Genomic DNA, 12,489 nt, shown 5'->3' on the forward strand with positions numbered 1-12,489 from the left:
TCCTTCGTTACTGCTTCCGCCATTGTCACGCTGCGCGCGATTGAGCGCGACGGCGCGCTTCTTCTCGCATGTCGATCGCAACGTCGATCTGCCGCAGATAGGCACGTTCCGCGGAGAGGGCGGCGCGCGCGGCGTCGGGTGTCGTGCGCACGAAGCGGATCGGCAGGTTGAGCCGCGCCTGTGCGAGTTTCCACAGATCGGCGCGGATCACCGTGCCGATCTTCGGGTAGCCGCCAGTGGTCTGCGCGTCGTGCATCAGCACGATCGGCTGGCCGTTCGGCGGCACCTGGATCGTACCGGGCAGCACCGCGTGCGACAGCAGCTCGACCGGCCGCTCGCGCGCGAGCTCGGCGCCGGCGAGGCGATAGCCCATCCGGTTGCTGTTCGCGGTGACGAGCCATTCCTCGTCCCAGAACGCCTGCTGCGAATCGGCCGCGAACGATGCGTAGTCGGGGCCCGGCAGCACGCGCACGGGCATCGCCCAAGGCGCATGCGCGGGGCGGTGACGGCGCGGCGGCTCGTCGACGCGCACGAACGCGCACCACGCGGGCGCCTTCACGCCGAACTCGGGCGCATCGGCCGCGAGGCAGCCCGCGCCGGCCGGCGGCACGCCGACCGGGAGCCGGTCGCCGTCGCGCAGCGTGCGGCCGCCGAGGCCGCCGAAGCGCGACGCGAGATCGGTACTGCGCGAGCCGAGCATCGGCAGCACGTCGATGCCGCCCGCAATGCACAGATAGCCGCGCATCCCGCGTTTCGCGGCCGGCAGCACGAGCGTCTGCCCGGCCTCGACCGGCAGGCTCCACCATGAATACACGCGCCGGCCGTCGAGCGTCGCGCCGAATTCGGTGCCGGTGATCGCGATGCGCGTCGCGCGCGTAAAGCGGAACGCGGCGGGGCCGATCGTGACTTCGACGGCCGCCGCGTCGGGGCGATTGCCGACGAGCCGGTTGCCGACCTCGAGCGCGAGGCCGTCGAGTGCGCCGCCCTGCGCGACGCCGAGGTGGCGGCTGCCGCGGCGCCCGAGATCCTGCACGGTGGACAGCGGGCCGGCGCGCAACACCTCGATGGTGCCCGGTGCGTTGCTCTGGGTCATGACGCGTCGACTCCCGCAATGGTGAAGCGCACGCGATCGCCGGGCAGCAGCAGCGTCGGCTGCGGCCGCGCCGGATCGAACAGCACCTGCGACGTGCGGCCGATCAGTTGCCAGCCGCCGGGCGATGTGGCCGGGTAGATGCCCGTCTGCGCGCCGCCGATGCCGACCGAGCCGGCCGGCACCTCGAGGCGAGGCGCGGCGCGGCGCGGCGTGTGCAGCGACGCGTCGAGGCCGCCGAGATATGCGAAGCCCGGCTGGAAGCCGACGAAGAACACGACGTATTCGCCGGCCGCGTGGCGCGCGACGACCTCGCCGGCCGGCAGGCCCGTGTGCGCGGCGACGGCCGCCAGGTCGGGGCCGGCGGCACCGCCGTATTCGACCGGGATCTCGACCTCGCGGCCGTCAGCATGCTCGACGTCGGCCGTCTCCCACGCGTCGCGCAGCGCGGGCGTGAGCGATTCGGCCGTCGCCGCGAGCGCGTCGAACACGATGGTCAGGTTGTTCATGCCCGGCACGACGTCGATCACGTCGGGCCACGCGCGCGCGGCCTCGGCAACGGCCCAGACGCGGCGCTGGCAATCGAGCGTGGCGGGCGGCGGCACCTCGCAGACGAGGGCGGCATCGCCGAGCGGATAAATGCGGGGTTGCGTCATCGGGCTGGCACGGTTCGGACGGCAATGTTAGCGCACATTGTCAATAAGATATCGATAAGTTACCAATAAGCGTTTTCGCCTAGCCCGTATACCGGGGCTTCTGGCGTACACTCGGCACACCCCGACATCCCGCTTGCGCCGCCTTTCCATGAAGCGTCATCCGACCAAGATCGTGTCATCCGAACACCTCGTTTCCGATTCGAGCGCGGAGCTGTCGGAGCTCGAATACGGGCTCATCATGGCCGGCAACGCGTTCAATCGCTGGATGGTGCGCTGCATGTCGGCGGCCGGCGCGAAGGACATGACGGCGGTCGAGGTGTCGCTGCTGCATCATGTCAGCCATCGCGAACGCAAGAAGAAGCTCGCCGACATCTGCTTCGTGCTCAATATCGAGGATACGCACGTCGCGACCTATGCGCTGAAAAAACTGATCGCCCGCGGCTACGTGAAGAGCGAGAAGAGCGGCAAGGAAGCGTTTTTCTTCGCGACCGACGCGGGCCGCGACCTGTGCCTGAAATATCGCGAGGTGCGCGAGCACTGCCTGATCGAGACGCTGAAGGACAGCGGGCTCACCAACGAGCAGATCGGCGACGCGGCGCAACTCCTGCGCCACGCATCGGGCCTCTACGACACGGCCGCCCGCGCGGCGGCGTCGCTGTAAGCGATTGCGAAAACTGTTGCGCGCGAGGCTGCGCTGACGGGCGTGCGGCAACGACCGCGACGCCGCGCGCCGCGTCATCCGGCGGCCGGGTACAGCGCGGCGTCGGTCACGATCCAGCGTAGCGCGAGATCATGCGCTTCGGCCGGCAGCGCGTCGACGCGGCACGCTTCGTACGCGATGCCGACCGTCACCGGCAGCGTGTCATCCGGCCACGCGGCGAGCGTGCGGTCGTAGTAGCCGCCGCCGTAGCCGAGCCGGTAGCGCTGCGGATCGAATCCCACGCACGGAATCAGCAACAGGTCGGGCACGACGACGATTCCCGACGCAGGCTCCGGAATCCGGTGATGACCTTCGCGCATCGGCGTGTGCGCATCCCACGCATGGAACGCGAGCGGCGTGTGACGCTCGCCGATCACCGGCAAGGCGGCGCGCCGGCCGGCACCTGCCGCGCACCACGCGAGCACCGCATCGCGCGCATCGAATTCGCCGGGCAGCGGCCAGTAGAACCCGACCGTGTGCGGTGCCAGGCGGTCGAGCAGCGTGCGCAGCCGCGCATCGAGCGCGGCGTTCGCGGCAGGCTGCGACGCGGCGTCGCGACGCGCGCCGGACAGCGTTTTGCGCAGCGCAACCTTCGGGTTCGGCACAGGGTGGCGTGCTATGCTTTCGCTCAATTCGTGCTCCATTCAAAACGATGTCGAACAGCCTTTTTCGAGTATATCGCGCGGTCGCGCTGACGCTTTCGGCCGTCGCGCTCGTCGCGGGTACGGCCGCGTGCGCCGCACCGAACGACGACACGCTCGCCGGGGATGACCAGATCTTCGTGCAGCTTCGCGAAGCCGCACGCCGCAACGACGCCGCGAAAGCCGCGCAGCTCGCGTCGATGATCCCGAACTATCCGGTCCCGTCCTACGTCGAGTATTTCCAGATCAAGCCGCAGCTGTTCGATTCGACGGGCCGCGCGCGCGTCGATGCGCCGGACGCGCCTGTGCAGTCGTTCCTGCAGCGTTACGATGGCCAGGCGATCGCCGACCGCCTGCGCAACGACTACCTGCTCGTGCTCGGCGCGCGCCATGACTGGCGCAACTTCGACGACCAGTACAAGCGCTTCGTGCTCGACGACGACACGCAGGTCAAGTGCTATGCGCTCGAATCGCGCGCGGCGCGCGGCGAGAACGTCGCCGACGCGGCGCGTGCGCTGCTCGTCGAGCCGAAGAACTACGGCGACGCCTGCGTCGACCTGATTACAGCGCTCACCGTCAACCAGCAGTTCACGAGCGACGACGTGTGGCAGCAGGCACGCCTCGCGTACGAGCAGAACTACACGACGCTCGGCGGCAAGATCGTCGATGCGCTCGGCCCGCGCCCGGTCGGTTTCGACCAGGCGACGAGCGCGCCGCCGCTGTACCTCGCGCGCGGCGTCGGCGCCGACGCGACGTCGCACCAGCTCGCGCTGATCGCGCTCGGCCGCATGGCGCGCAACGATCCGGACGCGGCGGCGGGCATGCTGACGACGGTCGCGCCGTCGCTGACCAAGCAGGAGCAGGCGATCGCGTGGGGCGCGATCGGCTATCAGGGTGCGATCAAGCGCTCGCCGCTCGCGTCGGTCTGGTACGCGAAATCCACGAACGCGCCGCTGTCGAACCCGGGCTACGAATGGCGCACGCGCGCCGCGCTGCTCGCCGGCAACTGGCCGATGGTGCGCTGGTCGATCGAGCAGATGCCGCCGTCGCTGCGCGACGATCCGGCCTGGATCTACTGGCATGCGCGCGCGCTCAAGCAGAGCGGCGACACGCTGCAGGCGAACCAGGAATTCGAGCAGGTCGCCGGGCAGTTCAACTTCTACGGGCAGCTCGCCGGCGAAGAGCTCGGCCAGCGCACGTCGATCCCGCCGCGCACGAAGGTGAGCGACGCCGAGATCGATGCAATGGGCAAGATTCCGGGCTTCGCGCTCGCGCAGCGCTTCTACGGGCTGAACCTGCGCCTCGAAGGCAACCGCGAATGGAACTGGCCGCTGCGCGGGATGACCGATCGCCAGCTGCTCGCGGCCGCCGAATACGGCAAGCGCGTCGAGCTGCTCGACCGCACGGTCAACACGGCCGACCGCACGAAGGCCGAGCACGACTTCACGCTGCGCTATCCGTCGCCGTACCGCAACATCGTCGAGCGCTATGCGCAATCGACGGGCCTCGACGTCGAATGGGCGTACGGGCTGATCCGCCAGGAATCGCGCTTCATCATCAGCGCGCGTTCGTCGGTGGGCGCGGGCGGCCTGATGCAGCTGATGCCGGCGACGGCCCAGATGGTCGCGAAGAAGCTCGGCATGGGCGCGATCACGCGGGCGCAGATGCACGACATCGACACCAACATCCAGCTCGGCACCTGGTATCTGGCGGACATCTACAACAACTTCGACAGCTCGCCGGTGCTCGCCACCGCCGGCTACAACGCGGGCCCGGGCCGGCCGCGCCAGTGGCGCCAGGTGTTGACGCAGCCGGTCGAAGGCGCGATCTTCGCGGAGACGATTCCGTTCAACGAGACGCGCGACTACGTGAAGAACGTGCTGTCGAACACCGTCTACTATGCGGCGCTCTTCGAGGGCAAGCCGCAGTCGTTGAAGAAACGTCTAGGCATGATCTCGCCCTGATACGCAATCTTCACACTGCCGCGCGAGACGCGGCAGTGTTCTTTTGAGGCTCAAGACATGGATCGCCAGACCGTCGCGCTGTTGGGCGGCACCGGCTTCATCGGCAGCCGGCTCGTCAATGCGCTGATCGACGCCGGCAAGCAGGTCCGGATCGCCACGCGCCGGCGCGACCACGCGCGCCACCTGCAGATGCTGCCGGTCGAGATCGTCGAGCTCGAAGCGCTCGACACGCGCACGCTCGCGCGCTTCGTCGCCGGCGCGCACGCGGCGATCAACCTGGTCGGCGTGCTGCACGGCGGCCACGGCACGCCGTACGGACCGGGCTTCGAGCGCGCGCACGTCGCGCTGCCGGCCGCACTCGCGAGCGCCTGCACCGAAGTCGGCGTGCAGCGCCTGCTGCACATGAGTGCGCTCGGCGCCGATTCGCGCGGCGCGAGCATGTACCAGCGGTCGAAGGGCGACGGCGAGGCCGCGCTGCATGCGATCGCGGCGACCGATTCGCTCGCGCTGACGATCTTCCGCCCGTCGGTCGTATTCGGCCCCGGCGACGCGTTCCTCAACACGTTCGCGAACCTGCAGCGCACGGTGCCCGTGCTGCCGCTCGCGATGCCCGATGCGCGCTTCCAGCCGGTATTCGTCGGCGATGTCGTCCGTGCGTTCGTCAACACGCTCGATCTCACGGCCGCGCACGGCAAGACCTACGAACTCGGCGGCCCGACCGTCTATACGCTCGAACAGCTGGTGCGCTATTGCGGCACGCTGGTCGGCCGGCAGGCACGCATCGTGCGGCTGCCCGACGCGCTCGCGCGGCTGCAGGCGAGCGTGTTCGAGTGCCTGCCCGGCGAGCCCGTGCTCACGCGCGACAATCTCGCGACGATGTCGGTGCCGAACGTGCTGTCGGGCCCGCTCGCGCCGGAACTCGGGATCTCGCCCGCGAGTCTCGAAAGCATCGCGCCCGCGTATCTCGGCGAAGCCACGAAGCGCTCGCGATTCGACTGGTTCCGCTCGCGACGCTAGCGCCCGCGTGCGGCGCCGTCGTCCGGCCCCTTTCTTTTCCCTTTTCGCGATGTCCGGAATCCCGTCATGAAACTCGTCATTGGTGACAAGAATTACTCGTCGTGGTCGATGCGGCCGTGGCTGCTGCTCGCGCATTTCGGCATCCCGTTCGACGAGATCGTGGTCGAGCTGCGCCGCGACGACACGGCCGCGCGCATCCGCGAATACTCGCCGACCGGCAAGGTGCCGTGCCTGGTCGATGACCACGGCATCGCGATCTGGGATTCGCTCGCGATCGCCGAGACGCTCGCCGAGCGCTATCCGCAATTTCCGATGTGGCCGGCCGATCCGCTCGAACGTGCGCACGCGCGCTGCGTGTCGGCCGAGATGCACTCGGGTTTCGCGGCGCTGCGCACGCAGATGGGCATGAACGTGCGCGCGTCGATGCCGGGGCGCGGGGCGACGCCCGATTCACTCGCCGACATCGCGCGCATCGATGCGCTGTGGAGCGCGTGTCTCGAAGCGTCGGGCGGGCCGTTCCTGTTCGGCGAATTCGGGATCGCCGATGCGATGTACGCGCCCGTCGTGATGCGCTTCAACACGTATGCGCCGGGCCTGTCGCCGGACGCGGCCGGCTATGCGGCGCGCGTGACGGCGCTGCCGGCCGTGCAGCGCTGGATCGACGCCGCGCGCCGCGAAACGAACGTGATCGCCGAATACGAGCCGACGCCATGAACATTTACGCAGTAGGCGGAGCGATCCGCGACGAATTGCTCGGCGTGCCCGTGCAGGACCGCGACTACGTGGTGGTGGGCGCGACGCCCGAGCAGATGGCCGCGCAGGGGTACCGGCCGGTCGGCAAGGATTTCCCGGTGTTCCTGCATCCGCAGACGCAGGAGGAGTACGCGCTGGCACGCACCGAGCGCAAGACGGCGGCCGGCTATCACGGCTTCCAGTTCCATTACGCGCCGGACGTGACGCTCGACGAGGATCTCGCGCGGCGCGACCTGACGATCAACGCGATGGCGCGCGAGGTGAACCCGGAGGGCGTGCTGGTCGGGCCCGTGATCGATCCGTTCGACGGGCAGGCCGACCTGCGCGCCCGCGTGTTCCGGCACGTGAGCGACGCGTTCGTCGAGGATCCGGTGCGGATCCTGCGGATTGCGCGCTTCGCCGCGCGGTTCGCGGATTTCACGGTGGCGGACGAGACGCTCGCGCTGATGCGGCGGATGGTCGACGCGGGCGAGGTCGACGCGCTGGTACCCGAGCGCGTGTGGCAGGAAATCGCGCGCGGGCTGATGGAAGCGAAGCCGTCGCGGATGTTCGCGGTGCTGCGCGAGTGCGGCGCGCTCGCGCGCATCCTGCCCGAGGTCGATGCGCTGTGGGGCGTGCCGCAGCGCGCCGACTACCACCCGGAAGTCGATACGGGCGTCCACGTGATGATGGTAGTCGACTATGCGGCGAAGCAGCGCTATTCGCTGCCGGTGCGCTTCGCGGCGCTCACGCACGATCTCGGCAAGGCGACGACGCCCGCGGACGTGCTGCCGCGTCATGTCGGCCACGAAGGCCGCAGCGTCGACCTGCTCAAGCCGTTGTGCGAGCGGCTGCGCGTGCCGAACGAATGCCGCGATCTCGCGCTCGTGGTCGCGCGCGAGCACGGCAACCTGCATCGCGTGATGGAGATGGGGGCGGCCGCGCTGGTGCGGCTGTTCGAGCGCAGCGATGCGCTGCGCAAGCCGGCGCGTTTCGCCGAGATGCTGCAGGCGTGCGAATCGGATGCGCGCGGGCGGCTCGGGCTCGATGCGCAGCCGTATCCGCAGGCCGAGCGGCTGCGCGTCGCGCTCGCGGCCGCGCGCAGCGTCGATGCCGGTGCGATCGCGCGCGGCGTCGGCAACGATACCGAGAAGATCAAGGATGCCGTGCATCGCGCACGGATCCAGGCCGTCGCGCAAGCGCTCGAGATCGGCGAATAAGGGCGGCGACCGGGCGGCGCGCGCCCGCAGCCGTTACGACTTCTTCTTGCGCGCCGGGGTAGCGGCCGCCGGGCGTTTGCCGGCGGACGCGCGCGGCTTCGCCGACGCCTTCTTGCCTGCGGCACCGGCCGTGGCCGGCCGTGCCGCATCGCCGTCGCGATCGCTGCGCTTGGCGCTCGGCGCGGCGCGTCGGCTCACGCGCGGCTCGCCCGGCACCGGCTGCGCGATGTCCATCGTCGCCGACACCAATTCGGCACACCTGTCGTCGAACAGCGGCAGCGTGCCGACCGCGATCAGCTCGGCCGGCCCGTCGCCGACGTTCGCGACGCGATGCCGCTTGCGCGCATCGAAGTGCAGCGAATCGCCGGGCGCCAGCGGGTACACCTTCTTGCCGACCGTATAGCAGATGCGGCCGGTCAGCACGTACACGAACTCGTCTCCGCCGTGCGACACCCATTCCGAGCGGTAGCCTTCCATCATCCGCACCTTGAGCGCGTTGACCTGGCTGCCGTCGAAGGTGGTGGAGAGGCGCTCGTACCACTGCGACGTGGCGTCGAGCGCATACGGCTGGCGGCTGCCTTCGTGCGAATCGGGTTGCGCCTGGCGCGGCTGGTCGATCAGCGCGCCGAGCGGGACGTCGAGCGCCTTGGCGACGTTGACGAGCGAAGACAGCGAGATGCCGGTGAGATGCCGCTCGACCTGCGACAGGAACCCGACCGACAGCTTCGCTTCGGTCGCGACTTCCAGCAGCGTCTTCTTCGCTTCCCGGCGCAGGCGGCGAATGCGCAGGCCGATACGCATGATGTCTGAATCCATGAATCTCTTTCGGCAACGAGTCGGGAGGCGAGCGGAGGGGCGGTGCAGTCGCCGGGACTTGCTTTGCGCGCATCGCACGAAGCACGGCCGCCGGGGCGGCAATGCCGGCGCATTGTACCGTGCACCGTCGCCGGGCGAATCGGCGTTGTGCCGGGATCCGCAGCCATCGCGCCGATTTTAGTCCTACGAAAATTTTAGCTTGACCTCAATTTCCGCGTGCTCTAGATTCTGTCGCGCATCAAACAAAGTTAAGTGAGACAAAAATTTCCCGAAGGCCTGCCGCCGGAACGGCGCCGCGGCCCGGCGGCGCGCCGGGTCGTGCGCGATCGGCGCCACGGCGGCGTGTCGCTTCAGGCATGCACGATGCCGCGTCACGCCGCCGGCTGCCGACAACAACGAATCACGGGCACACGATGATCGATCGACTGAAATACAGCTTCTCCGGCCTTCCCCCGTACGACGCGTCCGTCGCCGACACGCAGGCCGGCCTGTCGCGCCTGCTCGATGCCGCGCGCCTCGACGCGGTGGTCGTCACGTCGCAGGACGAATACGTGACCGAGTACCTGCCGCGCAGCAACAACCCGCGCTACGCGCTGTCGGGCTTCGACGGCTCGGCCGGCTGCGGGATCTTCCTGAGCGCGGCGACCGCGCAGGCGCTCGGCGTGCCGCCGTTCGTGCTGTTCGTCGATGGCCGTTACCACCTGCAGGCCGAGCAGCAGTGCGATCCGGCGCGCGTGCGCATCGAGAAGCTCGGGATGAACGTGACGATCTGGCAGGCGCTGGCCGACTGGCTGGTCGTGCATGCCAGCCGGCTCGCGCGGGTCGGCTACGACGCGCTGCGGATCAGCGTCGGCCAGCGCGACCGGCTGCTCGCGCAGACGCAGGCCGCATCGCTCGACTGGACGAGCCTCGCCGATCGCGAGATCGACCGCGCGATCGCGCTGCCGGGCTGGATCGTCGAGCGGCCGATCTTCGAGGTGCCGGAGACGATGACCGGCCTGAGCGTCGCGCAGAACCTCGACACGCTGAACCGCCGGCTCGCCGCACGGACCGGCGCGGCCGACGGCAAGACCGCGTTCTTCTCGTGCGCGTCGGACGATCTCGCGTATCTGCTGAACAGCCGCGGTTATCACATCCCGAATGTGTCGTCGCACCTCGGCTACCTGTTCGCGGTCGGCGGGGAGGTCGCGCTGTTCCTGCCGGAAGGCTGCGACCGCTGCGAGGTCGCGCTCGATTCGTATCCGGCGCTGCACGTGATCCGCCGCGAGGTGGCTGCGCTCGAGCGTTTTCTCGCGCAGTTCGCGGTCGAGCACGTGTGCTACGGCTTCGAATCGGTGAACTGTGCGCTCGTCGACGCGGTGCGCCGCGTGTGGCCGCACGCGCCGCATACCGATTTCAACCCGGTCGAGGCGATGCGCGCGAGCAAGACGCCGGCGGTGCTCGAGCGGTTCCGCGACGCGTTCGCGCGCAGCTCGGCGGCGATCGCCGAGACGATGCGCTGGGCGAAGACCGGCGAGCCGGGCGCCCGCCACACCGAATACGACCTCGCCCGCACGATCAACGACGCGTACGGCGCGCGTTCGGCCGTCGCGCTGACGTTCCCGTCGATCGCGGCGAACGGCGCGAACAGCGCGTTCGCGCATTACACGGCGGCGAGCGCCGGCGTCGAGCTGACGGAAGGCGAGCTCGTGCTGCTCGACAGCGGCGCGTACTACGAAGCCGGTTTCGCGACGGACTGCACGCGCGTCGTGTTGCGCCGCACGCGTCCCGATACCGTTGCGCAGCCGTGGCAGCGCGAGATCTACACGGTCGCGCTGAAGGCCTGCATCAAGGGGCTCGTCACGCGCTTCCCGAGCACGGCGACGGGCGCCGACGTCGACGCGCTCGTGCGGCAGGTGTGCCGCGACCACGGCCACGATTTCGGCCACGGCACCGGGCACGGCGTCGGGATTCACGTGCACGAAGGCGGCGTGCGGTTCGCGCCGGGCGCGCAGTACGGGCTGGTGCCGAATGCGGTGATCTCGGTCGAGCCGGGCATCTACCTGGCGGGCAAGGGCGGCGTGCGGATCGAGAACATCGTGATCATCCGCCCGGACGAAACGCAGCCGGATACCGTGCGGTTCGAGAACATCGTGACGGTCGGCTACGACTGGGACCTGATCGATCTCGCGTTGCTCGACGACGACGAGCGCGCTTACCTGCGCGACTACGAGCGGCTTTGCGTGGAGCGCGGCACGCAGGTCACCGCGTGTCCGCTGCTGTAGGCGCCGCCGCCCGCGGTGCTCAGTTCAGCAGGCGCGCGCGCACGAACGGTGCGATCCGCTCGGCGAGCCATGCATGCGTGCGCGTCGTCGGGTGCAGCGTGTCCCAGAACACGAAGCGCGCCGGATCGCGGCAGTCCGCCCGCGGCACCTGCGCGCCCAGGTACGTGAGCGACGACGGTTTCGGGATGTCGAGGCACGCGCGCGTCGCGTCGTCGAAGCCGTATTGGGCCGGGTGGCTCAGCAGGTCGTCGAACGGCGCGTACGCGTCGAACACCTCGAGCCGCAGCGTCGCGCCGTAGCGGGCATGCAGCGCGGCGGCCGCGTCGACGAGGCGCCGGTTGTAGTCCTTGACCTGCGCGGCGACGCTCGCCGTGTCGGCGCGGGTCGCGAACACCGGCGCGCGCGACACGTCCGGCAGCGTGACGAGCATGATCCGCGTCGCGCCGGCCGCGGCGAGCCGCTCGAGGCTGTCGCGCACCGCATTCGCCGCCTGCTCGGGCGAGCGCCCGTAGTTCACGAGATCGTTGCCGCCCGCGAACACCGCGAACAGCGTGTTCGCGGGTCGGTAGTCCGGCGCGCGATCCATATATTCGCGCCACGAGTCGATCTGCTGCACGAGGCCCGGCACGACGAGGTGCTGGTCGGTCGCCGCCCCGCCGATCGCCCAGTTGTAGAACGGCAGCCGCAGCGCGTTCGCGAGATATTCGGCCCACACCGGGCCGTTGCTGAAGCGGCCCGCATGCCAGCTCGTGCCGTTCGGCAGCTTCCACTGGCTTGCGTTGAACATGTTCTGGGTGTCGGACAGGCTGTCGCCGAACACGATCAGCTTGTTGACGCGCGCATCCTGCTGCGCGGCATCGATGGTCCACACCGTGTAGTTGAACGACAGCGCGTTGTTGGCGGCGACTGCCTGCGTGAGCCCGGACCGGATGCCTTTCGCGGCCAGCGTCTTGCGGCACACGTCGGCGAGCGTGTCCTGCGTCGTCGTGCTGTAGAACATGTTCTTCCACTGCGTGATGCCGTCGGCCCACCAGTAGCCGGGCACGCGATACCAGTCGCCGCCGGCGGGGTCGCGCGCCCATTCGTAGGTCGCGGCCGGCTTCAGCGGATCTGTATCGATCCGGTACCAGCAGCGCAGGTACGTGTAGGTGTCGGAGCCGCGGCGCGCCGCGCGCGCCGTCGCGCCGGGCGTGCTCGATGCGGCCGGCGGCGCGACCTCGGGGCCGGCCGGCGACAGCGACATGTCGCCCGTCGGCGTGGGCAGCGGCGCAGGGCCGGCGGCATGGGCGGCGGGGAGCGTCAGCGCGGCGGCCAGCGCCGCGACGGTGGAAGCGGCGACGACGCGGGACGACAACGGAATACGGAAATGAGACATGCGGCCCTCTTCTG

11 protein-coding genes are annotated in these 12,489 nt (G+C 69.6%); 6 read left to right on the plus strand and 5 right to left on the minus strand.

All coding sequences use genetic code 11. The features are described from left to right. Positions 1-25: 25 nt before the first annotated feature. Complete coding sequence (locus U5798_RS20015) at positions 26-1,093, minus strand: biotin-dependent carboxyltransferase family protein (RefSeq protein WP_124456807.1); 1,068 nt, start codon at positions 1,091-1,093, stop codon at positions 26-28. Further along, positions 1,090-1,746, minus strand: coding sequence for a 5-oxoprolinase subunit PxpB (gene pxpB, locus U5798_RS20020; protein ID WP_322082959.1), 657 nt, complete (start codon positions 1,744-1,746; stop codon positions 1,090-1,092). Before pxpB ends, U5798_RS20015 begins: the two co-directional genes overlap by 4 nt. Positions 1,747-1,894: 148 nt before the next feature. Here pxpB and U5798_RS20025 point away from each other — a divergent pair, with 148 nt between their 5' ends. After that, on the plus strand, positions 1,895-2,407 hold the full coding sequence (locus tag U5798_RS20025; protein ID WP_124456805.1) for a winged helix DNA-binding protein: 513 nt from the start codon (positions 1,895-1,897) through the stop codon (positions 2,405-2,407). A 74-nt stretch (positions 2,408-2,481) separates the two neighbouring features. Here U5798_RS20025 and U5798_RS20030 read toward each other — a convergent pair whose 3' ends face one another. Beyond that, positions 2,482-3,090 carry a 5-formyltetrahydrofolate cyclo-ligase gene (locus tag U5798_RS20030; RefSeq protein ID WP_124456804.1) on the minus strand — a complete coding sequence of 203 codons (609 nt, stop codon included), beginning with the start codon at positions 3,088-3,090 and terminating at the stop codon, positions 2,482-2,484. 8 nt (positions 3,091-3,098) lie between these two features. Between U5798_RS20030 and U5798_RS20035 the strand changes: the two genes are divergently transcribed. The 4 genes from U5798_RS20035 to U5798_RS20050 all read left to right on the plus strand — a co-directional run bounded on the left by U5798_RS20035 (position 3,099) and on the right by U5798_RS20050 (position 8,020). Beyond that, complete coding sequence (locus U5798_RS20035) at positions 3,099-5,051, plus strand: lytic transglycosylase domain-containing protein (RefSeq protein WP_124456803.1); 1,953 nt, start codon at positions 3,099-3,101, stop codon at positions 5,049-5,051. Positions 5,052-5,108: 57 nt separating this feature from the next. Beyond that, positions 5,109-6,068 carry a complex I NDUFA9 subunit family protein gene (locus U5798_RS20040; protein WP_322082960.1) on the plus strand — a complete coding sequence of 320 codons (960 nt, stop codon included), beginning with the start codon at positions 5,109-5,111 and terminating at the stop codon, positions 6,066-6,068. Positions 6,069-6,134: 66 nt separating this feature from the next. After that, positions 6,135-6,782, plus strand: a complete 648-nt coding sequence (locus U5798_RS20045) for a glutathione S-transferase family protein (protein WP_322082961.1) — start codon at positions 6,135-6,137, stop codon at positions 6,780-6,782. Then, entirely contained in the window at positions 6,779-8,020 is a 1,242-nt protein-coding gene (locus U5798_RS20050; RefSeq protein WP_124456800.1) for a multifunctional CCA addition/repair protein, read from the plus strand. The genes U5798_RS20045 and U5798_RS20050 overlap by 4 nt, the downstream gene beginning before the upstream one ends. A gap of 33 nt (positions 8,021-8,053) precedes the next feature. Here the strand turns inward: U5798_RS20050 and U5798_RS20055 are convergent, their stop codons facing one another. Then, positions 8,054-8,836, minus strand: a complete 783-nt coding sequence (locus tag U5798_RS20055) for an XRE family transcriptional regulator (protein ID WP_322082962.1) — start codon at positions 8,834-8,836, stop codon at positions 8,054-8,056. A gap of 413 nt (positions 8,837-9,249) precedes the next feature. On the opposite strand from U5798_RS20055, the gene U5798_RS20060 reads away from it, so the two are divergent. Further along, positions 9,250-11,100, plus strand: a complete 1,851-nt coding sequence (locus tag U5798_RS20060) for a M24 family metallopeptidase (RefSeq protein WP_322082963.1) — start codon at positions 9,250-9,252, stop codon at positions 11,098-11,100. A 19-nt stretch (positions 11,101-11,119) separates the two neighbouring features. On the opposite strand, the gene U5798_RS20065 is transcribed toward U5798_RS20060, so the two are convergent. Continuing rightward, positions 11,120-12,475, minus strand: coding sequence for an SGNH/GDSL hydrolase family protein (locus U5798_RS20065; RefSeq protein WP_322082964.1), 1,356 nt, complete (start codon positions 12,473-12,475; stop codon positions 11,120-11,122). Positions 12,476-12,489 lie beyond the last annotated feature (14 nt).

It is taken from the genome of Burkholderia sp. BCC1972 (genome assembly GCF_905339605.1).
In the GTDB taxonomy this organism is placed as follows: domain Bacteria; phylum Pseudomonadota; class Gammaproteobacteria; order Burkholderiales; family Burkholderiaceae; genus Burkholderia.

What these genes read in the sequence shown, in the direction of transcription:
- U5798_RS20060 (WP_322082963.1), top strand. Translation starts at nt 9,250, where the DNA reads ATGATCGATCGACTGAAATACAGCTTCTCCGGCCTTCCCCCGTACGAC.
- U5798_RS20040 (WP_322082960.1), top strand. Translation starts at nt 5,109, where the DNA reads ATGGATCGCCAGACCGTCGCGCTGTTGGGCGGCACCGGCTTCATCGGC.
- U5798_RS20055 (WP_322082962.1), bottom strand. Translation starts at nt 8,836, where the DNA reads ATGGATTCAGACATCATGCGTATCGGCCTGCGCATTCGCCGCCTGCGC.
- U5798_RS20035 (WP_124456803.1), top strand. Translation starts at nt 3,099, where the DNA reads ATGTCGAACAGCCTTTTTCGAGTATATCGCGCGGTCGCGCTGACGCTT.
- U5798_RS20050 (WP_124456800.1), top strand. Translation starts at nt 6,779, where the DNA reads ATGAACATTTACGCAGTAGGCGGAGCGATCCGCGACGAATTGCTCGGC.
- U5798_RS20045 (WP_322082961.1), top strand. Translation starts at nt 6,135, where the DNA reads ATGAAACTCGTCATTGGTGACAAGAATTACTCGTCGTGGTCGATGCGG.
- pxpB (WP_322082959.1), bottom strand. Translation starts at nt 1,746, where the DNA reads ATGACGCAACCCCGCATTTATCCGCTCGGCGATGCCGCCCTCGTCTGC.
- U5798_RS20025 (WP_124456805.1), top strand. Translation starts at nt 1,895, where the DNA reads ATGAAGCGTCATCCGACCAAGATCGTGTCATCCGAACACCTCGTTTCC.
- U5798_RS20065 (WP_322082964.1), bottom strand. Translation starts at nt 12,475, where the DNA reads ATGTCTCATTTCCGTATTCCGTTGTCGTCCCGCGTCGTCGCCGCTTCC.
- U5798_RS20030 (WP_124456804.1), bottom strand. Translation starts at nt 3,090, where the DNA reads ATGGAGCACGAATTGAGCGAAAGCATAGCACGCCACCCTGTGCCGAAC.
- U5798_RS20015 (WP_124456807.1), bottom strand. Translation starts at nt 1,093, where the DNA reads ATGACCCAGAGCAACGCACCGGGCACCATCGAGGTGTTGCGCGCCGGC.